The 20,920-nt window shown below is 44.4% G+C and carries 15 protein-coding genes and 3 tRNA genes; 15 read left to right on the forward strand and 3 right to left on the reverse strand.

The features are described from left to right. Positions 1–75: 75 nt before the first annotated feature. Positions 76–1,872, forward strand: coding sequence for an arginine--tRNA ligase (gene argS, locus D0T20_RS01095; protein ID WP_116438168.1), 1,797 nt, complete (start codon positions 76–78; stop codon positions 1,870–1,872). Between the two features lie 221 nt (positions 1,873–2,093). After that, positions 2,094–3,608, forward strand: coding sequence for a branched-chain amino acid transport system II carrier protein (gene brnQ, locus D0T20_RS01100; RefSeq protein WP_116438169.1), 1,515 nt, complete (start codon positions 2,094–2,096; stop codon positions 3,606–3,608). A gap of 268 nt (positions 3,609–3,876) precedes the next feature. On the opposite strand, the gene D0T20_RS01110 is transcribed toward brnQ, so the two are convergent. Next, positions 3,877–4,224 (reverse strand): phenylpyruvate tautomerase MIF-related protein, encoded by a 348-nt coding sequence (locus tag D0T20_RS01110; protein ID WP_016796989.1) that lies wholly within the window; start codon positions 4,222–4,224, stop codon positions 3,877–3,879. Between the two features lie 137 nt (positions 4,225–4,361). Here D0T20_RS01110 and D0T20_RS01115 point away from each other — a divergent pair, with 137 nt between their 5' ends. The 9 genes from D0T20_RS01115 (at position 4,362) to D0T20_RS01160 (ending at position 14,542) form a co-directional block, all read left to right on the forward strand. Beyond that, positions 4,362–4,871 carry a GtrA family protein gene (locus D0T20_RS01115; protein WP_162862649.1) on the forward strand — a complete coding sequence of 170 codons (510 nt, stop codon included), beginning with the start codon at positions 4,362–4,364 and terminating at the stop codon, positions 4,869–4,871. A gap of 35 nt (positions 4,872–4,906) precedes the next feature. Then, positions 4,907–5,539: a histidine phosphatase family protein gene (locus D0T20_RS01120; protein ID WP_162862709.1), complete on the forward strand. Its 633-nt coding sequence runs from the start codon at positions 4,907–4,909 to the stop codon at positions 5,537–5,539. Positions 5,540–5,630: 91 nt separating this feature from the next. Continuing rightward, on the forward strand, positions 5,631–6,602 hold the full coding sequence (locus D0T20_RS01125; RefSeq protein WP_116438172.1) for a hypothetical protein: 972 nt from the start codon (positions 5,631–5,633) through the stop codon (positions 6,600–6,602). A gap of 27 nt (positions 6,603–6,629) precedes the next feature. Beyond that, on the forward strand, positions 6,630–8,192 hold the full coding sequence (gene gltX / locus D0T20_RS01130) for a glutamate--tRNA ligase (protein WP_116438173.1): 1,563 nt from the start codon (positions 6,630–6,632) through the stop codon (positions 8,190–8,192). Between the two features lie 181 nt (positions 8,193–8,373). Beyond that, positions 8,374–8,446 (forward strand) — tRNA-Glu (locus tag D0T20_RS01135). A gap of 40 nt (positions 8,447–8,486) precedes the next feature. Further along, a tRNA-Gln gene (locus D0T20_RS01140) sits at positions 8,487–8,558 on the forward strand. A gap of 766 nt (positions 8,559–9,324) precedes the next feature. After that, a complete protein-coding gene (locus D0T20_RS01150; RefSeq protein ID WP_116438174.1) occupies positions 9,325–10,770 on the forward strand; it encodes a metallophosphoesterase family protein in 1,446 nt (481 codons plus the stop codon). A 99-nt stretch (positions 10,771–10,869) separates the two neighbouring features. Further along, the gene (gene murA, locus D0T20_RS01155; RefSeq protein ID WP_050566871.1) at positions 10,870–12,228 is read left to right on the forward strand and encodes a UDP-N-acetylglucosamine 1-carboxyvinyltransferase; all 1,359 of its coding nucleotides are present in this window, start codon (positions 10,870–10,872) and stop codon (positions 12,226–12,228) included. A 220-nt stretch (positions 12,229–12,448) separates the two neighbouring features. After that, positions 12,449–14,542, forward strand: a complete 2,094-nt coding sequence (locus D0T20_RS01160) for a serine/threonine protein kinase (RefSeq protein ID WP_116438175.1) — start codon at positions 12,449–12,451, stop codon at positions 14,540–14,542. A 50-nt stretch (positions 14,543–14,592) separates the two neighbouring features. Here the strand turns inward: D0T20_RS01160 and D0T20_RS01165 are convergent. Together D0T20_RS01165 and D0T20_RS01170 are read right to left on the reverse strand one after the other, a co-directional pair. Continuing rightward, positions 14,593–14,665, reverse strand: a tRNA-Ala gene (locus tag D0T20_RS01165). A 95-nt stretch (positions 14,666–14,760) separates the two neighbouring features. Continuing rightward, entirely contained in the window at positions 14,761–15,456 is a 696-nt protein-coding gene (locus D0T20_RS01170) for a DedA family protein (RefSeq protein WP_016636020.1), read from the reverse strand. Between the two features lie 139 nt (positions 15,457–15,595). On the opposite strand from D0T20_RS01170, the gene D0T20_RS01175 reads away from it, so the two are divergent. The 4 genes from D0T20_RS01175 to D0T20_RS01190 all read left to right on the forward strand — a co-directional run bounded on the left by D0T20_RS01175 (position 15,596) and on the right by D0T20_RS01190 (position 20,879). After that, positions 15,596–16,252: a hypothetical protein gene (locus D0T20_RS01175; protein WP_032815353.1), complete on the forward strand. Its 657-nt coding sequence runs from the start codon at positions 15,596–15,598 to the stop codon at positions 16,250–16,252. Positions 16,253–16,372: 120 nt separating this feature from the next. Further along, positions 16,373–16,642: a 30S ribosomal protein S15 gene (rpsO, locus tag D0T20_RS01180; protein WP_116438176.1), complete on the forward strand. Its 270-nt coding sequence runs from the start codon at positions 16,373–16,375 to the stop codon at positions 16,640–16,642. A 486-nt stretch (positions 16,643–17,128) separates the two neighbouring features. Further along, entirely contained in the window at positions 17,129–19,888 is a 2,760-nt protein-coding gene (locus tag D0T20_RS01185; protein ID WP_116438177.1) for a polyribonucleotide nucleotidyltransferase, read from the forward strand. Between the two features lie 127 nt (positions 19,889–20,015). Beyond that, positions 20,016–20,879: an aldo/keto reductase gene (locus D0T20_RS01190; RefSeq protein WP_020757182.1), complete on the forward strand. Its 864-nt coding sequence runs from the start codon at positions 20,016–20,018 to the stop codon at positions 20,877–20,879. The last annotated feature ends 41 nt before the right edge of the window (positions 20,880–20,920 follow it).

Genomic DNA, 20,920 nt, shown 5'->3' on the forward strand with positions numbered 1-20,920 from the left:
ACCTTATATGCAGAATAACGCAATCCAATACGTTATAATCGCGAAGCATCGCGCGGTAACGCTAGACTGTAAACCATGAATCCAGAAAGCTTAAGTGAATTAATTGAAAAAATTGCTAAAGATTTAGTAGCAAGCGGTAAAGCTGGCAATCTAACAGAAGATTTGATTCCTGCTGCCGAAAAACTTGCAGTTATGCGACCAAAAGATCGCGCACACGGCGATTGGGCTACGAACGTTGCTATGCAGCTCGCTAAAAAAGCTGGTATGAAGCCTCACGATTTAGCTGAACTTTTTGCCGAGCGTTTGCAAGATGCGGAAGGTATTGCGCGCGTAGAAGTGGCAGGCCCTGGCTTTATTAACATAACGCTTGATTCTGCGTCTGCCGCGGCTGTTGTTGACGAAGTCTTAAATCAGGGTGCTGATTTTGGCAAGAATACGCATTTGAGTGGCAAAACTTTGAATCTTGAGTTTGTTTCCGCAAACCCAACTGGTCCAATCCATATTGGTGGAACTCGCTGGGCTGCAGTTGGCGATTCTATGGCTCGACTCTTGGAAGCGAACGGCGCAAAAGTTGTGCGCGAATACTACTTCAACGATCACGGTGAGCAAATCAACCGTTTTGCTAAGTCTTTAGTTGCTGCAGCTCATGGCGAAGAAACGCCTGCAGACGGCTACAAAGGCGCGTATATTAACGAAATCGCGGACGCTGTTATAAAAGAAGCGCAAGCAGACGGCGTTGATATTCTTTCTTTGCCTAGAGTCGATCTTGGAAAAGATGAAGAAGGCTTGCCACTTGGCGAAGGTGATTCCGAGCAGCGAGAAGAGTTCCGCAAGCGCGCAGTTCCAATGATGTTTGCGGAAATTCGCAAGTCAATGCGCGATTTTCGTGTTGGTTTTGACGTGTGGTTCCATGAAAACAGCCTGTACGAGGACGGCGAAGTTGAGCGCGCTATTGCAGACTTGCGTGAGCGTGGAGATATTTTTGAAAAAGACGGCGCAACTTGGTTTGAATCCACCAAGCATGGCGACGATAAGGATCGCGTAATTATTAAGTCCGACGGCAATTACGCCTACTTTGCTGCAGATATTGCGTATTATCGCAATAAACGTCACCGCGAACAGAATCCTGCAGACGTAGCAATCTACATGCTTGGCGCGGATCATCATGGCTACATTGGCAGAATGATGGCAATGTGCGCGGCTTTTGGAGATAAGCCAGGCGAAAACATGCAGATTCTTATTGGTCAGATGGTAAACGTTATGAAGGACGGCAAGCCAGTGCGCATGAGCAAGCGCGCTGGAAACGTTATTACGATTGACGATTTAGTTGATGCAATTGGCGTTGATGCTTCTCGCTACTCGCTTGCGCGCACCGACTACAACACAAGCGTTGATATTGATTTGGATTTGCTTGCTTCTCACAGCAACGATAATCCTGTGTACTACGTGCAATACGCTCACGCACGCAGCTGCAATGTGGCTCGTAACGCTGCAGATGCTGGAATTAGTGCAGATGGAGCCGATTTAAGCTTGCTTAATACCGAGGCAGATGGAGAAGTGTTGGCTGCTTTGGCGCAATGGCCTGCAGCTCTTGCACAAGCTGGCGATTTGCGCGCTCCGCACAGAGTTGCGCATTATCTTGAGGATTTGGCTGCAAGCTACCACAAGTGGTACAACCTTGAGCGCGTAGTGCCAATGGAGTTGAGCGACCCAGAAAATCGCTTGCCAGAAGCAGAGCGCGAGGCTATTCGCATTGCAAAGTGCCCAGAGCCAGCGCGCGCGGCAGCTCGACTTAAGCTTAACGCTGCTGTGCGCACGGTAATCGCCTCTGGCCTTGATTTGCTTGGAGTTTCTGCTCCAGAAAAGATGTAGTTTTACTATTATTGCGCATTTACGCTTTATTTAGGACGTTAGTTTTTATGCTAGCGTCCTTTTATTTTTAATTAGGAGACACGCGCGGATTATAACTTTTTCCGATTAAGTACATGCGATTTATTAATATACCCCCTAATATTATTTTTCGGTTTCAGTTTTGTTATTAAATGCGTTAAATAATATGCTTAAACAATTTTTCACCATATAGGAGGTGTAGCATGAGCGTCACAACACAAAGTGTCAGCACAGACAGTGCCCCGAAAAAAAGGAACTTGACAATTATTGAGTCCGCATACGTGGCGGTCATGTTGTTTGGCATGTTCTTTGGCGCTGGAAACCTTATTTTCCCAGTATTTCTTGGTGCTAACGCAGGAAACAATTCTGCTCCTGCAACAATCGGCTTTATTGTTACTGGCGTTGGTTTGCCATTGTTAGGCGTTACAGCTCTTGCAATGAGCCGCGCAAATGGCCTTTTTGAGCTTTCAAGCAAAGCTAGCAAAAAATACGGCATGTTCTTTACGTGCGTTCTTTATTTAACAATCGGCCCATTCTTTGCAATTCCGCGATGCGCAACAACTTCATACACTGTTGGATTGGAGCGAATTATTCCGCAAGACGGAAACGGACAACTGTACTTGTTCTTGTTCTCTGTAGTGTTCTTTGCGCTCGCGTTCTTCTTTGCTATGAAGCCAAGCGGCATACTTACATGGGTTGGCAAAGTTCTTACGCCAATCTTCCTTGTGTTCCTAGCGGTTTTGGTATTTACTGCACTATTTTCTCCTATAAGTGGTGCTTCTTCGGATGCTGCTCCTATAGGAAATTATGTTAATAAGTCATTCTTTACAGGATTCTTAGATGGCTACAACACAATGGATGCTTTAGCTAGCTTGGCATTTGGAATTGTGGTTGTTAGCACCATTCGTCAGTTTGGTGTAAAAGATCCTAAAGATGTGGCAGTAAATACTGCTCGCTCTGGATTCTTTAGCTGCTTGCTTATGGCGTTGATTTACGTTGCGATTGTTGTTGTTGGTGTGCGTAGCCGCGCGCTGTTCCCACCTGCGGAAAATGGTGGCGTGACTTTGGCGCAAGTTGCACGCTATCATCTTGGTAACGTTGGCTTATTTGTGCTTGCTGCAACTGTAACTCTTGCATGCTTAAAGACGGCAGTTGGCTTAATCGTAAGCTGTTCGGAAACTTTCTCTAAGCTATTCCCTAAGGGTCCTAGCTACAGAGTTTGGTCTGTATTGATTACGCTTGTTTCGTTTGGCCTTGCAAACTTTGGTTTGAGCGCAATCATCGAATATGCGGTTCCAGTATTAATGTTCTTGTATCCGCTTTCAATCGTATTGATTCTTTTGGCTTTGTGCGGTCGACTTTTTGGAAATTCCAAGGTCGTGTACGCTTGGACGCTTGGTTTTACTGGTGTTGCAGCTGTATTTGACTTTTTGAATAGTTTGCCAACAGCTTTGCGCAACGCATTGCATATGAATGATATGTTGATTGTTGCTCAAAACTGGCTGCCGTTCTCGGAATTCGGAATGGCTTGGGTTTGCCCAGCTGCTGTTGGATTTGTTGTTGGCTATGTTCGCATGGTTTTATGTGACAACAAAGGTATGGAAGAGGTTGCTCGTGCAGCTGCTGGCCCAGATCTTGAAGGCAGCGTTGCTAGTAGCGATGATTATTCTTCAAGCAGCTCTGAGTTTGACGAGCCTAATTTTGGCAATCAATCCTAGTGACTATTGGTATTGTGTAAAAGCGCATAACAGATAAGAAAAAAGTCAGTTGTCGACATTTTGTCGACAGCTGAAACTTGCATCGTCTGACGGGAAAAAATATGAGACAGATGCCGCTGGTATGCAAGGAATTTTGCGCATTATTCAATCAATACCATCTCCCAAAGCTGAACAATTAAAAACCAAAGCCTACCGTGCTTGTTTGCGGTAGGCTTTTGTTTAGGGTTTTGACGCGATTTTTTTGAGATTTTTGACTTGCAGCTTGCGACTAGAAGTTGCCGCCGTTCCAGCCCCAGTCGGTAGTTGCAGTGTAACGAATGTAAGTGCGGTCTTGTGGCACTCCAAGCTCGCTCTCCAAAGCTGCCATAATCTGCTCTGTCAACTTTTCCCAAGCAGATCCTGGCACACTAGAACCAAACACGTTCACTTCAACGTAAGCTGCAGGCTTAGTATTATCTCCTGCAAAATAAATTGGCATGTTGTCTTCAAATGGGCACATAAGCCAATGCTCGCTTTTGCCTGGAACCGCGCTAATCGCCTTGCCGTACGCTGCTTTTAAGGCATCGCGCTGAGCAGGTGTAGTGCTTACAGAAACGTGAGTGTGAATAACTGGCATAATCGCTCCTTTGCTAAATTTTATAAATTTGCTAAGTTTTATAAACTTGTGTTACGCAACTTGTGTTACGCAATAATAAACTTGCGCTACGCAATAATTATAGTGAATTGTTAACCTCCGCGTGTTTAATTGAATGTATGAAAAAACTTATTGAACAGGTTGTTAAGTTTGGAATCGTAGGCATCATTGCGCTGATTATTGACGTAGTGTTGCTAAATCTGCTTCTTCTTGTGCATCTTAATAACGTTGTTGCTGGAACAATATCTTTTATAATCTCACTTATTTTTAACTACATTGCCAGCATGAAGTACGTGTTTAAGCATCGCGAAGACATGGCTCGTTGGATGGAATTGCTGATTTTTGTTATTTCTGCAGTTATTGGTTTGCTTATTAACGATGCGATTATTTGGCTTAGCACGCTTGGAATGTCGCAAGCTCTGCGCGGTACTGCGATTTACATGCTTCGCACAAACATTGGCAAGCTTATTGCAACAGTTGTTGTAGCTGTGTGGAATTTTGTTATTAGAAAATGGCTTTTAGATGACACAAAGTCACAAAAACCTGATTATGATGCCGCTAAAGACAATACTTTTGCTCACAAGTTGGGCGAGTGGTCGTTAAGCAACACTCCAAAAGGCTGGAAATAGGTGTGGAAGTAGGTTTGGAAGTAGGTTTAGAAAATATGCCAGCTACGACTATTCATTTTGTGCGCCACGGAGAAGTGGAAAATCCAAATCACGTGCTTTACGAGAGATTGCCAGGATTTCACTTATCTAATCGCGGATTAAAAATGGCTCAAGCTACAGCAAAATACATTGCGACTGTTCCACAAATGCGCGGAATTAGTGCTATTTATTCGTCTCCTTTGGAGCGCACGCAAGAAACGGCGCAACAAATCGCAAACGCTTTGCAAATAGGCCCGATTATTTTAGACAATCGTCTAATCGAAGCGGAAAACAATTTTCGCGGAAAAAGAATCGGCTACGGCGAAGGCGCTTTGTGGAAAAACAACAATTGGAAGCTTGTATCTAACTTGTGGAAGCCGAGTTGGGGAGAATCCTACAAAAGCATCGCGGCTCGCGTTGGCGATTTTGCGCGCGAACAAGTGAAAAATCACCCAGGAGAACAAATCGTAGCTGTAACGCATGAATCGCCAATATGGTCTTATCGTCATTTACTAGAAACGGGTCACGCGGAGCACAATATGCTTTTGCGCAAGACGGCTTTGGCGTCGATTACGTCGATTACATACGATTGCACAAATATGAATGTGCTTTCCATCACATATGTGGATCCTGCGGCGCGTGTGCAGTAGAACGTGTGGAATAATAAGCAGTAGACTTTAAATATGCATAAAAGATGCGTAGAAACCGTGTTTTTTACGGCTAATGCGAAGGAGCGTTATTATGGGTGATTCTGTAGAAAAGTTGGATTCAAAGGCTTTAGATTTGCTTGAGTCTGCTGCAAAGAAGGCCGCGGATTTAACTAAATTGTGGCCTTTAAGCGAGGCTCGCCATTTAGATAATGACGCAAAATATGCGGAAAACCTAGAGGTTAGGGCGATTCGCGCTATTGCACGAATTATTACGGATTTAGACGTTACTGTTCCAGATGCAGAGTTTGTGTATGAGGGTGCGGATGTGATTCCAGGGCGCCCACAAGAGATAGTTGACGCGCTTTTGGCAGCAGCAAACGCTTACGACGATATGGATTTATGCTACGACCCAGACTATAGCGAAGCGCAAGAAGAGCTAGAAAATAACACGAATGATGTTAGCGCTATTTTTAACAAGCTTGAATCCAATCTTTCTAACGATGTTAACGCAATCAACGGTGCTGCGGATTCTTTAAGCGTTGCAGGGAATTGGAGCGTTGAGAGCTTGCAAGATGCGTTTAGGTGCGCAAAACAAGAGTGTGAACAATCATATGAACAAGAGCGCGATTTTTACGGGATTAATCCTGTAGAATCGCAAAAAATTACGGCAATACTATCTATTCTTAAAAGTCTTATTGAAAAAACCGGCAACATTTACGAAACTTTGCCTATATTCCTATATATTAACGAAGTGTGCGAGTGCGCTGGAGTTCCGCGAATGATGTTTAAGGACGATCAGTGGCGTGCGCTTGTTGATTGCGCAAAAAGTGGCGATGATGGCGATGATGGCGAAAATAGCGAAAATAATATGAGCGCGCTGGTTGAATTTGCGGCTCCATTGCTTGAGCGTGAATGGTCAAAGCATAAGGAAGACGTTCTTTGGGACCCAGAAGAGGCTAAGAAGCTTGCAAAAGAAGAAGACGATAGAAAGTCCAGAGAAGCGTTGGCAGCAAAGTTTGCGCATGTGGAAGGTAATAAGGAATCAACGCAAGCTCTTGACTAGATAGGCACGTCCGTAACGCGCGGCACAATGGAACCTATGACTGATACAGAGGAAACTCAAGAAGTTGCTAATAATGCAACAAAATCCACAAAGCCTGAACTTCCAAAGAATGTTCGCGTGCGTTTTTGCCCTTCGCCAACTGGTACGCCTCACGTAGGTATGGTTCGTACCGCTCTGTTTAACTGGGCGGAGGCTCGCCACACTCATGGCAAGTTGCTTTTCCGCATTGAAGATACAGATAATGAGCGCGATAGCGAGGAAAGTTACCAGCAGATTATTGAGGCTCTTCGTTGGCTCAATATTGATTGGGACGAAGGCATTGATGTTGGCGGAGAAAATGGCCCGTACCGCCAGTCCCAGCGTATGGAAATTTATAAAGATGTAGCGAAAAAGCTTTTTGAAGCAGGATACGCTTATGAATCCTTCTCTACTCCAGAAGAGATTAAGGAGCGTAATATTGCTGCAGGTCGACCAGCTGAGTTTGGCTACGATGGCTACGATCGCAACCTTACGGAGGAGCAGAAGCAAGCTTTCCGCGATGAAGGCCGCAAGCCTGCGCTTCGCTTAAAGATGCCAAATGAAGACATTACTTTTAATGATTTGATTCGTGGCGAAATCACTTTTAAGGCGGGTTCTGTTCCTGATTATGTGATTGTTCGACCAAATGGAGACCCACTTTACACGCTTACAAACCCTGTTGACGACGCGTTGATGGATGTAAATGTGGTTTTGCGCGGTGAAGATATTCTTAGCTCCACACCTCGCCAAATTGTGCTTTACCGTTATCTTATGGAAATGGGAATTGCTAAGGAAACTCCGCTTTACGGCCACATGCCTTATGTTATGGGCGAAGGCAAGAAGAAGCTTTCTAAGAGAGACCCTGAGTCCAACTTGTTCTTGCATAGAGATAACGGCTTTATTCCAGAAGGCTTGCTGAACTACTTGGCTTTGCTTGGATGGTCGATTGCGCCTGATCGCGATGTGTTCACTATGGACGAGATGATTGAAAAGTTTGACGTTCGAGACGTTAAAGCAAACCCTGCACACTTTGACTTAGACAAAGCAATTTCCATTAATGCTGAGCATATTCGCATGCTAGATCCGCAAGACTTCTTGAATCGTTCTGTGCCTTACTTGCATAAGGATGGCGTAGTTAGCGCGGATTCTTGGGATGCGTTAACTGACCGCGAGCGCGAGGTGCTTAGCGCTGCTGCTCCTCTTGTTCAGCCTCGTGTGCGCTTGCTTGGCGAAGTTGCTGGCATGGTCGGTAGCCTGTTAAGCGAAGATGGCTACATTGAGCCAGATGACGATGCTCGTAAACAGTTGAAGGAATCCGCTGGAGAGGTTCTTGATGCTGCGCTCGCTGCTTTGAATGGTGTTGATGCTTCTGATTGGCATACTGATTCCTTGCACGAGCTTTTGAACAAGAAGCTTGTTGAAGAAGCTGGATATAAGCCGCGATTGGCGTTTGGTCCTGTGCGTGTGGCTCTTTCTGGCCGCCGCGTTTCTCCGCCACTGTTTGAGTCCATGGAAATTGTGGGCAAAGACGTGACTTTGGCTCGTTTAGCTGGATTGCGTGAGCATTTGTAAAAATGATTAAGCTTTAACGCGATTTGCCCCCATGCTTGTTGATTTTTGACTTGCATGGGGGTATTTTGTAGCTGATTTGTTGTTGATTTGGTTGTTGTGCGACACGCCGCTAGTTGCATATACTTGCGTTATGTTGTAAAGTCGACATTTGTTGCGTCTAGAGGCGTAGCAAATAAATTAAGCCCCCGTCGTCTAGCGGCCTAGGACTACGCCCTCTCACGGCGCCAACACCGGTTCAAATCCGGTCGGGGGTACAAAGACTGAACGGTTCCAAGAGCCGCGAAGCCTGCCAATTGGGGTATGGTGTAATTGGCAACACAGGTGATTCTGGTTCATCCATTCTTGGTTCGAGTCCAGGTACCCCAGCGAATAGCTCTCGTAATCGCGGGGGCTTTTTTTGTTCGTGACGACCTGCCTTTTCGCTTAGAGCGTAGCGCGAAAAGGTAATTCGGAGCGCTGAGCTTGCTCAAGGTTGAAAGCGCGGTGTGCTTTCAACGCAAGCGAAGACGTGAGCCGCTGTAACGTGCGAGCGATACACCTCGATTCGCTGAGCCGCTCAAACGTAAAGTCCAGTGGACTTTACGTGCGGCGAAGACGTTTGCGCGCTGTAACGCGCGAACGACACGACCTGCCTTTGTGCTTGTATTATGCGGTGTTTGATGAGTTGTTAAAGAATCCTGAGTTAGAGTTTTAGGGTTTTATAATGTTCTAGTGTTTTGCCCCAAATGTGCGTTCCGACCTGCCTTTTCGCTTAGACCGCGCGAACGATGTGACTGGTTTTGTACCAAATTTGTCCTAAATCACGTACAAAGTGCGTCAATTGGTTTCTTTTTGCCGCTAACCCGAATCCCACTCAAAGCTTACACAAAACAAAACCCCGAGTGATTGGCTCGGGGGTTTGAAAGAAGAGAAGAAGAGAGGTTCAGTTATTAGTTCTAAATCACTGATTATTGTGATTTATTTCGTCTATGCTTTATATGTAACCACTCTTTTCTTAATGCGAATAGGTTATTAGCTTAAAGTTATCTTAAAATATTGTAAAAAAACGCTATTTTTGCGGTGTTTTGCGGCCTTCTGCCGTGTTTTTCCGTGTTTTGTTGATACGCCAGATGCTGTGCCGTATGCTTGAACTATGTTAGAAATTGCAGAATCTGATAAAAGCGACTCTAAGATTTTGGAAAGTAGTCTAAACGGGCAGGCGACTTCTACAAACGCTAAGTCGTCAAGTTTTGCTAAGTCATCTAATGTGTCTAAGTCATCTAATGCATCTGATTCGTCAAAGCTACCAACATCCGTCTCTGCAAGATTAGGTAAGTTGCAATTTCATCTTTCGGGAAAATTCCGTGTTTTACAGTTTGCAGATGTTCAAGATGCGCCAAAAATCAGCAAAGACACGATTAAGCTAATAGAGTCTGCTTGCGATGCAGTTAAGCCAGATATTGTGATTTTTAGCGGAAATCAAATTGCAGGGTATGCTAAAGATTTTGCGAACACTTTTGTGCGAAGACGCTGGGATGAGTCGCAAGATAACCGTGGAGCAGATGACCGTGGAGCAGATGCGCGCAAGTCTCATGAAAAAGATTTGCAAGATACGCGCAAAAAAGTCTTAGAGCATATTAAGCGAATGGTAAAGCCTTTAGAAGATCGCTCAATTCCTTGGGCACTAACGTATGGGAATCACGATTTTCAGTGCGGATTAAGTAACGCGGAGCTGGATTCTTTGTATCAAGAGTTTTCGGGATGCTTGAATCGCCAGCAAACCGATGGGGAATTTTCTAGCGGATCCGCAATGTCTCTTCCAAAAAGTATTTTGCCAAAGCAAATCATATTTCCTTGCAAAGCAGGAACTTTTGCTTTGCCTGTTATGGACGTAAATCAAGAAAAAGTCGTATTTTCTATTGTGCTCGTAGATTCTGGCGATTACGAAAAGCGTGGTGGTTACGGAAGTCCTTCTAGTAATGCACTTGACTTTTTAGCGGATTTGCCAAACTTTTTGCCGCCAAAATTCTGCGTTTTTCAGCATTTTCCGCTTCCGCAATACTACGATTTACTACGCGAAGTTCCTAAAGATTGTGCTGCTAAAGAAAACGCAATCGAAGGTTACAGGCGTTTTGCTGGAAAATACTACGCTTTAGACGATAATCGCGTTTTGCCAGATGGGTATCTTGGAGAAGGCGTGAGCTGCCCAGATAAAGACAGTGGGGAATACAATATTTTGCAAAAGATTGGTGCTTTTGCTTTTTGCGCAGGGCACGATCACAGAAACGCGTTTGCGGGGCGTTGCAAGGATTCTGGAATGCTTCTAATGGCCACTGCAACGTGCGGATTTGCATCTTATGGGCCAGTGGCTTCTAAATGCGGAGCAAGGCTTCTTGAGTTCGACATTCGTCACCCTTACGAGCCTAGAACGCAAATGCTGGAATTTGGCGATTTAGTTGGCAAAGCATCGTCTAAAAAAGCGTACACATATGGATTAAATGCTGATTGTAGTCACGATTTGCCAGAAGTGGACTTATTGCAAAAGCCTTCACTTTTTGCAAGGATTTTAAGAAGATGGCGGTCTATAGTTGCAAAATAGCGCGCGATTATTGTGCGATTGCAACGTCATTTACATGCGATTGGCACGCGTATCGGTATTATAGTTAATTAGTTTTAGTTGCAAACGAAAGAGGTAAATGTGTCTGCGCAAAACACGGCTGAACATAACGAAAGTGGCATCGACGCTGCAGACGTTTTACATGTAGAAGGTGGCAAGCCGCTTAACGGAACGATTAAAGTTCGTGGCGCAAAAAACTTTGTTAGCAAGGCGATGGTTGCAGCGCTGCTAGCTCCTGGAAAATCCGTGTTAAAGAATGTTCCAGAGATTAGAGATGTTCATGTTGTTTCGGATTTGCTTCGATTGCACGGCGTAAACGTAAACGTTGATGGCGCTGCAGGCGTTGTTAGCATTGACGCAAGCAATGTTCAACTTGCAGACGTTGCCGACGTAGACACGTTATCTGGGTCTTCTCGTATTCCTATTCTGTTTTCTGGCCCGCTTCTTCACAGGCTTGGCGAGGCTTTTATTCCAGCGCTTGGTGGGTGCAATATTGGCGGCCGTCCTATAGACTTCCATCTTGAAACTTTGCGCAAGCTTGGCGCAAATGTAAACAAAGACCACGAAGACGGTATTCATATTACTGCTCCAAACGGTTTGCGCGGAACTAAAATCCATCTTCCTTACCCTTCGGTTGGTGCCACTGAGCAAACTCTTCTTGCAGCCGTTCTTGCAGAAGGAAAAACGGAACTTTCGGGTGCAGCAATCGAGCCAGAGATTATGGATTTGGTGGCCGTTTTGCAAAAAATGGGCGCAATCATTTCTGTAGACGTTGATCGCACATTTAGGATTGAGGGCGTAGATAAGCTTCAAGGTTACAATCACACTGCTTTAACAGATAGGATTGAGGCAGCATCTTGGGCTTCCGCTGCGCTCGCAACTCACGGAGATGTGTTTATTAAAGGCGCAACTCAGCCAGAAATGATGACATTCTTAAATGTGTTCCGCAAGGTTGGCGGCCAGTTTGACGTTGCAGATAACGGTATTCGATTCTGGCATCCAGGTGGAGACTTGCATCCAGTTGCTATTGAAACCGACGTTCACCCTGGTTTTATGACAGATTGGCAGCAGCCGCTTGTTGTTGCTTTAACGCAAGCTAAAGGCTTGAGCATTGTGCACGAAACAGTGTATGAGAATCGTTTTGGCTTTACAAAGCCGCTTGTGCAAATGGGCGCAATGATTCAGCTGTATCGCGAGTGCCTTGGCTCGCTTCCTTGCCGATTCCAGCAGCGCAATTACAAGCATTCTGCTGTGATTTTTGGGCCAACGCCTCTTACTGGTCAAGATATTGATGTTCCAGATTTGCGTGGCGGCTTTAGTCATCTTATTGCAGCTCTTACAGCAAAAGGACCGTCTAATGTTAAGGGCATTTCGCTTATTGACCGCGGTTATGCAGATTTTAGAGGAAAGCTCACTGCTCTTGGTGCAGACATTGATTGATTAGTGTTATTAATGCTAGCAATGTAAGCAATGTAAGCAATGTAAGCAATGTAAGCAATGTAAGCAATGTAAGCAATGTGGATAACTTTTCCCTTATTTTTCTAGGGCTTTGATGGCTTTGGTACACATTTTCCATTAAGTCTTTTCTTTGCATGAATTAGTGCATAGAGTTTAGCGCACAGGATTATTATCGGTTTGATTTTATGAAAGTGCGGTAAATATGGTTTGTGTAGGTGGAAAATATCAGCTTTTGGGAAAGCTTGGTTCGGGCGGAACTTCTAGCGTTTATCTTGCAGTAGACAATGTTTTACACAAAAAATGGGCTGTTAAAGAAACGTCTAATGAGAATTTAGATAGTGATAAAAAAGCTTTGATTTTGCAATCGCTTCGAGCAGAAGTTGAGGTTTTGAATCATTGCAATCATCCTAGCATTCCTAGAATCGTTGATTTTTTTGAAGAAAATGGCAGAGCGTACGCAGTCCGCGACTATGTTGAGGGAAGTTCGCTAAAAACGATTATTGCGCAAAGCGGAGTTATTACTCCTAGTCAAGTATGCGCTTTAGGAATCCAGCTATGCGAATTATTGCAATATCTTCACTCGTTAAATCCAGCTGTTGTTTATTGCGACTTAAAACCTTCTAACGTTATGATTTCTAATGATTCTAGTGTGCATCTAATTGATTTTGGCTCTGCATTAGAGCTTAAAGGCGAAGATGGTGTTTTGGTGCAACCAAGTCGATTTAAGCAAGATGCGCGTTTTGCAACATGTGGATTTGCAGCTCCCGAGCTTTTTGAGCAGGATGCTAAAATCGGCGTTTTTACAGACGTTTATGCGCTTGGAGCAACGTTGTTTTACGCGCTTACGGGTACGTGCTATTGCGAGAGTTCCAATCATTCTGATTCCTCTTTAAGTTTTAACAATTCCAATTTTTCTAGTTTTTCTAGTAATCAGACTTTAGATTTTAAGGATTCTAATAAATCTCATCCGCTTACTAACTTCGACTTGAGCTGCGACGATTGCGATAGTGGTGTGCGCTATGTGTTAATGCGCGCATTGGCGCATAATCCAAAGGATCGATACGAAGATTGTGCGGAGTTTTCTCAAGCGCTAAAAGATTGTTTAGAAGATTTAGAATTTGGCGAAAAAGTTGAATCAAATATGGGAGAATCTGGTCTTGTTTTGCGCAATAAAAGGCGTGCAAGAGGTGCGCAAACGCGCAAAAAATATGATGCAAGTCGTAGCAGCCGTGCTAGAGCGCGATTGCGCGTAGAAAGTGGTAATCAAAATATTGGCAAAAGACACAAGAAAAATGGTGTTAAAAATGGTGTTAAAAATGGCAAGAAAAATATTTTTAAGATTGTTTGTTGCGTCTTAATGGCATTTATTGGATGTGTTGTTTTTGCATTTGCTTGTAAATCTGTAATAACAAATGCAGGCAGAGTGAAAGTAATAGAGCCGCGATCATATGTAAAAAGCGGAAATATTTCTACAAAAAACAAGCATGCGAGCAATATAACAAGCAGTGCGCAAGAGTATAAAAAATACATGGTTAAGGCTGCAAAATCAACAGATTCTAAGCAGATTGTTGAATACGTTAATAAAGCTATGTTTTTACAAGTAAAGCTTTTTAACGCAAATGTTCAGCCTATGTCTATTCAGCCAGCGTTGCGACTTTTAGTAAACCAGATTGAAGATTTTCGGTGGAGCGCAAGCGAAAGAGAAGATTTTACGTCGTTTGTTAATAAGTACAAGTCGGATCTTAAAAAATCCGAAGATTGGTATGAATTATGCTTATCTGTTGGAAAAGCGTATTGGTATTACGGAGTTAAAGATAAAGAAGAATCAAGTAGTGCGAATAGAAAGGAACGAATTGAACAGTCTGTAAAGTGGTTTGAAGAGGCGTTAAAGGGTGTTAAAGCAAAGGATTATGAGTCGGGGTTAATGTATTCTACGCTTGGCAAAGGCTACTTAGATCTTACAAACTATTCGCAAGGTAAGCCAATGCCTAAAGTGCGAGAGTATGCTGGAAAGCTGCGCGCTTTTGTTGAAAATGCAAAGAAAAACGAAAATGAGATTGTAAAAATAGATGCAAGTGAGATTGTGTTTGAGTCACTGAACTCTTGGAGTGCGCAATTTAAGGCAGATGGCGTAAATCAAGATATTGTTGAAAAGATTTTTGACGATGCGTTGGATTTAGCACGGTCTTTGAAGTCGCAAAATAAAAACGTTGATAACAGAGTTAAGAGCATAATGAGTCAGGCGGATCCGCTTATAGATTCGATTGAAAATACGTTTGATAACAGCGGCGTTTAAGATTTGCAAAGAAAAAGCCCACTGCGGTGGAATGAATGCAGTGGGCTTAGTGGAGCTAATGGTAATCGAAACCACGACCTCTTCGATGCGAACGAAGCGCTCTACCAACTGAGCTATAGCCCCAATGTTTTACACAACTCTGCACACTGTACTACAAAATGCGTAAAAGTACAACGCTAACAGCGTTGGAGTGTTGTAAAACGTTGCTAATTCTTTAGTTAATCTTGCTGCGATTTGCCTTCCGATTGCTTTTTAGCTTTGTTTGCAGCATGAGCTTTATAAAGTCCAATAAAAGTTGGCACAAGAGAAATAAGCAAAATCGCCACTATAACAAGCTCAAAATTCTTTTGAACAAAAGGAATGTTGCCAAAGAAGTAGCCTAGAAGAGTAAAAAGCGACGACCACACTATTCCGCCAAGAACAGAAAAAGGAGTAAAACGAGTCCAACGCATGCCAGAAATGCCAGAAATAAAAGGCATAAATGTGCGAATAAATGGGAAGAATCTGCCTAAGAACACTGCAATTGGCCCCCACTTATCAATCATTTGCTCTGTTTTAGCAATGCGTTCTGGCGTTAGGGCCTTAACTTTGCCTGATTCAACGATTCGCCTGCCGAAAAAGTGGCCAATAAAGTAGTTGCATTGGTCGCCAATAATTGGTGCAAGCCAAACAGCTACGAGCAAAATCGCAAGTGGAAGCGAGCTTTTACCAGTTTGTGCATCTGGAGCTGCAAAGAATCCAGCTGCAAAAAGCAAGGAATCTCCAGGCAAGAATGGGAAGAATACAACGCCTGTTTCAATAAAAATGATTAGAAAAATCAATGCTAAAGCAGGAGCAGTTCCCATAGCAATCCAGCCAGCTATAGCGGAGCGCGGATCTTTAAGAAGGTTAAGAATAAAGTGAATAAAACCCATGTGTGTACCTAAATCTGTTTGTGATTGCGAATTTTGTTGCAATCGCGTGGAGTATCATTATATTGCACGCTTTAGATAGGGGAATGTGGCTGGTAAGGTATTCATTTAGAATTTAGCACGTTAAAGGAGAATGCAAGAGATGGCTCAGTGTAAAGCAAACGCTAATGCTGCTAATGCTAACGCAGATGAACCCCTTGAGTCGCCTGGCGAATTGGAGTCGGAGCTTTCTATAGCAGATATCTCCAAACGCCACTCAAATCCTAAGCGCTGGGTGCTTTATTTTGCGATTCTTCTTGTAGCGGTTGTTGTTCCTTATTGGGCGGGTAGAACTTTGGCAGTTCAGCATACTGCTTGGGTTGTTAAGAATTTTTCTGGATTATCTGCACAAGGAGTTGTGTTTATTGCTTGGGTTACAACAGTTGCAACTGCTACAGTTTTAGCAATGGCGCTAATTGAGTCTGGTAGATGGCTTTGGCGATTTTTGTTTGTTGTTTTTCTAGCGATTGAACAATTTATTAGCGGATTATGCTTATTGCGCTTAAGTTTTTGGTATTCAACATACGTAGTTTACGGACCAGCAAGTGGGCTTGCAAATGCAGCAAATCTTGGAATAATCTCTGCTGGATTTGGCGTTGCTGTTTATGCGATTTTATTTGTTGGATTGCTTGTAACGGTTCCTAAAAAGTCGCGATTAAACGTTTTGACTCGCAGCTGGGCTTCGTTAATAATGTTTTACGCTATTGAAGTTCTTGCGATTCTTGTTGTGATTTTTGGTGGATTTATGACTGCTATGTAGGCTTTATAAGCTTGTTTGGGCATAGTTGTAACATTGAAACTCGGCGTGTAACGCCCGCGGATTTGCAAGCGCTGTATTAAAGGATGCGGCACCGCGCAGTAACTACATAAGGAGGACGCCGTGGCATTAACGGCTGAAGATAAGAAGAACATTATCAACGAATACGCAACGCACGATGGTGACACGGGTTCCCCAGAGGTTCAGGTTGCTTTGCTCAGCAAGCGCATCTCCGACCTTACCGATCACTTGAAGGAGCACAAGCATGATCACCACTCTCGTCGTGGTATGATGCTCATGATTGGTGACCGTCGTCGTCTTCTTGATTACTTGAAGCGCGTAGACATTAATCGCTATCGTTCTTTGATTGATCGACTCGGATTGCGTCGATAAGTCTTTTTGCCCGAGCATAAGCTCGGGCTTTTGTATTTATGCATCTGTATTTATGCGTATTGTTTATGCAATTCTAGTGAATTTAGTGTGTTTGAAGTAGAATTAAAAAGCTTGATTAAATGGCTGAATTTGAGGTTTGAAGATTTAAGTTTGAAGATTTAAGTTTGAAGATTTAGGATTAACGATTTAGATTCTAAGCTAAATAATTTAAGAATAATTGATTTAAGGTTAAACGATTAAGATTTAAGTGATTTAAGATTTAAGCGATTTAGTTTTAGCAAGTTCTTAAGTTTGCAGGATTTATAACTGAAGAATAAAACATAATTGAATATGGATGATTGAAGTAACCGAAACAAAAAACTACGAAATGTTGGTTATGCATTTTGCAAAGATTCGCGCGGATGTTAGGCAAAGGTAACAAAAAAGCGAGTCTGCCAATGACGACGCATGTTGGTTGATTAGGTAAGTTAAGAAAAGGAGGAACCCGTGGAGGGTCCCGAAATTAAGGCTGTAGAAGCCGTTATTGATAATGGTTCATTTGGAAAGCGCACGCTGCGTTTTGAAACAGGTCGCCTCGCTCAGCAGGCGGATGGTGCTGTTGCCGCATACTTGGATGACGATTCCATGATTTTGTCGACGACGACTGCAGGATCTAGTCCAAAAGAAAACTACGACTTCTTCCCACTGACTGTTGATGTGGAAGAAAAAATGTACGCTGCTGGTAAGATTCCAGGATCTTTCTTCCGCAGAGAAGGACGCCCGTCAAATGAGGCAACGCTTGCGTGCCGTATTATTGACCGCCCATTGCGCCCGCTTTTCCCACACACTTTGCGTAACGAAGTGCAAGTTGTAGAAACGATTTTGGCAATTAATCCAGATGATGCTTACGACGTTATTGCTTTGAACGCTGCATCTGCTTCTACTATGATTTCTGGTTTGCCATTTGAAGGCCCAGTTTCTGGTGTGCGTTTGGCTTTGATTGATGGCCAGTGGGTTGCATTCCCTCGTTGGAGTGAGCGTGAGCGTGCTGTATTTGAGATTGTTGTTGCTGGTCGCGTTATTGAAAATGGCGATGTTGCGATTGCAATGATCGAAGCTGGCGCTGGTAAGAATGCTTGGAATTTGATTTATAATGAGGGTCAAATTAAGCCAGATGAGGAAGTTGTAGCTGGAGGCTTAGAAGCCGCAAAGCCGTTCATTAAGGTTATTTGCGAAGCGCAAAATGAGTTGAAGCGAATTGCGTCTAAGGAAACCAAGGAATTCCAGCTGTTCCCAGAGTATACGGATGAGCTTTATGCAAGAATCGATGAGATTGCTCATGCTGATTTGAACGAGGCTCTTTCTATTGCAGAAAAGCTTCCACGCCAAGACCGCATTGCGGAAATTAAAGAAGGCGTGCGCGAGGCGATTGCGCAAGAGTTTACTGATATGGACGAAGCCGAGAAAGAAAAGGAACTCGGCAATGCGTTCAAGGAGTTGCAGCGCCAGATTGTTCGTCGTCGTATTTTGACGGAAGATTACCGTATTGACGGCCGCGGCTTGCGCGATATTCGTACGCTTAGTGCAGAAGTTGATATTGTTCCTCGCGTTCATGGTTCGGCGCTCTTCCAGCGCGGCGAAACCCAGATTTTGGGCGTAACTACTTTGAACATGCTTAAGATGGAACAGCAAGTGGATGCGCTTTCTGGCCCACAAACTAAGCGCTACATGCACAACTACGAGATGCCTCCATACTCCACTGGTGAAACGGGTCGCGTTGGTTCTCCAAAGCGCCGCGAGATTGGTCATGGTGCTTTGGCAGAGAAGGCTTTGGTGCCAGTTTTGCCAAGTCGCGAAGAGTTCCCATATGCTATTCGTCAAGTATCGGAAGCTATTGGTTCCAACGGCTCTACATCTATGGGCTCCGTGTGCGCGTCTACGCTTTCCTTGCTCGCTGCTGGCGTTCCTTTGAAGGCTCCAGTTGCTGGCATTGCTATGGGCTTGGTTTCGGGAGACGTTGATGGCAAGCACATCTTTAAGACTTTGACCGATATTCTTGGCGCAGAAGATGCGTTTGGAGATATGGACTTTAAGGTTGCTGGTACGTCTGAATTTATTACTGCTTTGCAGCTTGATACTAAGCTTGATGGCATTCCAGCAGACATTTTGGCTGCTGCTTTGCAGCAAGCTCACGAGGCGCGCACGACTATTCTTGAAGTGATTAACGAGTGCATTGATTGCCCAGCAGAGATGAGCCCATTTGCTCCACGCATTATTACAACTACGATTCCTGTAGATAAGATTGGCGAAGTAATTGGCCCTAAGGGTAAGATGATTAACCAGATTCAAGAAGAAACTGGTGCCGAGATTGCTATTGAAGATGACGGTACTGTGTACATCTCTTCCGAAGGTGGCGAAGCTGCTCAAAAGGCTAAGGAAATCATTGATTCTATTGCAAATCCACGTATTCCAAAGGCTGGCGAGACTTTTACTGGCAAGGTTGTTAAGACTACGAGCTTTGGTGCTTTTGTAAACTTGACTCCTGGAAGCGACGGCCTGTTGCATATTTCCCAGATTCGTAATCTTGCTAACGGTGAGCGCATCGACACTGTTGAAGATGTGCTTAAAGAGGGAGATACCGTAGAAGTAATCGTGCAAAGCGTAGACGAGCGCGGCAAGATCTCTTTGGCAATTCCAGGTTTTGAAAATCAAGAGTCTTCGGCGCCAGCGCCTCGTGAAAACCGTGGTCGTGGATCTCGCGAAGATCGTGAAGATAGGGATGATCGCAGAAGTGACCGTAGGCGTGCTCCACGCGACGATAGGGATGATCGTGGAGACAGAGGAGATAGAGATGATCGTCCTCGCCGCCGTAGCGTTCGCGATGATCGCGATTCGCGTTATGACGATAGGGAAAATCGTTCGGATCGTTCAAGCCGCTACGACGAACGCTCTTCTAGAAGAGATGATCGCAGAAGCGATCGCTACGATAACAACGATTATGAAGATCGTCCTCGCCGCCGCGCTCCTCGCGACGACCGATACGACGAGCGAGATGATAGTGCAAGTGAGCGCGCAGAGCGTTCCGATCGTTCCGACGACCGCGCAGAGCGTCCTCGCCGTGGATCGGATCGCAGAGTGAGCGACCTCAATTTGCGCTACGCTGCAGACGACGACCACTACGATGAGTATCGCGCTGCTCGCGAGGAGCGCGCAGAACGCCCTCGTCGCAGGATCCGTCGCGATTTTGACCCATTTGACGAGGACTAATCGCAAGATAAAGACGCAAGCGCATAAGCGCCTAGTCATATAAAATAAAAAATCTAAATGCCTTCAAGTTGCTTTTGCGCTTGGGGGCATTTTGAAACATTTTTTGAAACATTTGAACAGGAGCAAAATGGCCATGAATCGTACTATAGGATCGTTTAACACTACAGCTATTGGCTTTGGTGAGATGCCATTAACGATTGAAAACAATCTTGGGCACAGTATGGGCATTGAAACAATCCACGCGGCTCTAAACGCTGGATGCACGCATATAGATACGGCATGGGCGTATTATTGCTCGGGCGGTGAGGAGCAAACTGGCGAAAAGCTTGTGCGCGAGGCGTTGGATAGCTGGAATGGAGACAAGTCCTCGATTCTTGTTGCAACAAAAGTCGGCCACTTCCGCAACTTTACAGATGGTAAGCCAACGTGGGGTAAAGATGGAAAGCCAGAGCATTTGATTGCGCACGCTAAAGAGTCGGCAATGGCTCTTGGCGTAGATACGATTGATTTGCTTTACTTCCACAGGCCAGATCCAGAAGTTCCATACAATGAGTCGATTGAAGCAATGCAACATCTGCTTGATGAGGGAGTCGCGCGAGAAATCGGCATTTCTAACGCATCTGTTGAGCAGATTGACATTGCGCGTGAGATTTTGGGAGAAAAGCTTGTTGCTGTTCAAAATCAGTATTCGCCAGTGCATTTAGAAAACGAAGACACATTGCAATATTGCAAGAAGCTTGGAATTGCGTTTGTTTGCTGGAGTCCGCTTGGAGGGTTCCGTCACCCGTACGACGAGCATCTTTTTGACCCATTCCGTAAAGTGGCGGATGCTCACAACGTTAGCTATCAGCAGGTTGTTTTGGCTTGGGAGCTTGCCAAGGGCAGCAATGTTTTTGTTATTCCAGGCGCGCATAGGCCAGCTACGATTTTAGATAGCTTAAAGGCTGCAGATTTGCAATTAAGCGACGAAGAATTAGCTTATTTGGGTTAGTTTAATTTTGATTAACTTTTACAGCGAATAAGACAAAACGA

This window comes from Gardnerella piotii, assembly GCF_003397585.1.
In the GTDB taxonomy this organism is placed as follows: domain Bacteria; phylum Actinomycetota; class Actinomycetes; order Actinomycetales; family Bifidobacteriaceae; genus Bifidobacterium; species Bifidobacterium piotii.

Bases quoted from the DNA above. Each gene is read 5' to 3' on its own strand.
- D0T20_RS01170 (WP_016636020.1), bottom strand. From the start codon at position 15,456: ATGGGTTTTATTCACTTTATTCTTAACCTTCTTAAAGATCCGCGCTCC.
- D0T20_RS01175 (WP_032815353.1), top strand. From the start codon at position 15,596: ATGGCTCAGTGTAAAGCAAACGCTAATGCTGCTAATGCTAACGCAGAT.
- D0T20_RS01115 (WP_162862649.1), top strand. From the start codon at position 4,362: ATGAAAAAACTTATTGAACAGGTTGTTAAGTTTGGAATCGTAGGCATC.
- brnQ (WP_116438169.1), top strand. From the start codon at position 2,094: ATGAGCGTCACAACACAAAGTGTCAGCACAGACAGTGCCCCGAAAAAA.
- D0T20_RS01190 (WP_020757182.1), top strand. From the start codon at position 20,016: ATGGCCATGAATCGTACTATAGGATCGTTTAACACTACAGCTATTGGC.
- D0T20_RS01120 (WP_162862709.1), top strand. From the start codon at position 4,907: ATGCCAGCTACGACTATTCATTTTGTGCGCCACGGAGAAGTGGAAAAT.
- D0T20_RS01110 (WP_016796989.1), bottom strand. From the start codon at position 4,224: ATGCCAGTTATTCACACTCACGTTTCTGTAAGCACTACACCTGCTCAG.
- D0T20_RS01125 (WP_116438172.1), top strand. From the start codon at position 5,631: ATGGGTGATTCTGTAGAAAAGTTGGATTCAAAGGCTTTAGATTTGCTT.
- argS (WP_116438168.1), top strand. From the start codon at position 76: ATGAATCCAGAAAGCTTAAGTGAATTAATTGAAAAAATTGCTAAAGAT.
- gltX (WP_116438173.1), top strand. From the start codon at position 6,630: ATGGAACCTATGACTGATACAGAGGAAACTCAAGAAGTTGCTAATAAT.
- D0T20_RS01160 (WP_116438175.1), top strand. From the start codon at position 12,449: ATGGTTTGTGTAGGTGGAAAATATCAGCTTTTGGGAAAGCTTGGTTCG.
- D0T20_RS01150 (WP_116438174.1), top strand. From the start codon at position 9,325: ATGTTAGAAATTGCAGAATCTGATAAAAGCGACTCTAAGATTTTGGAA.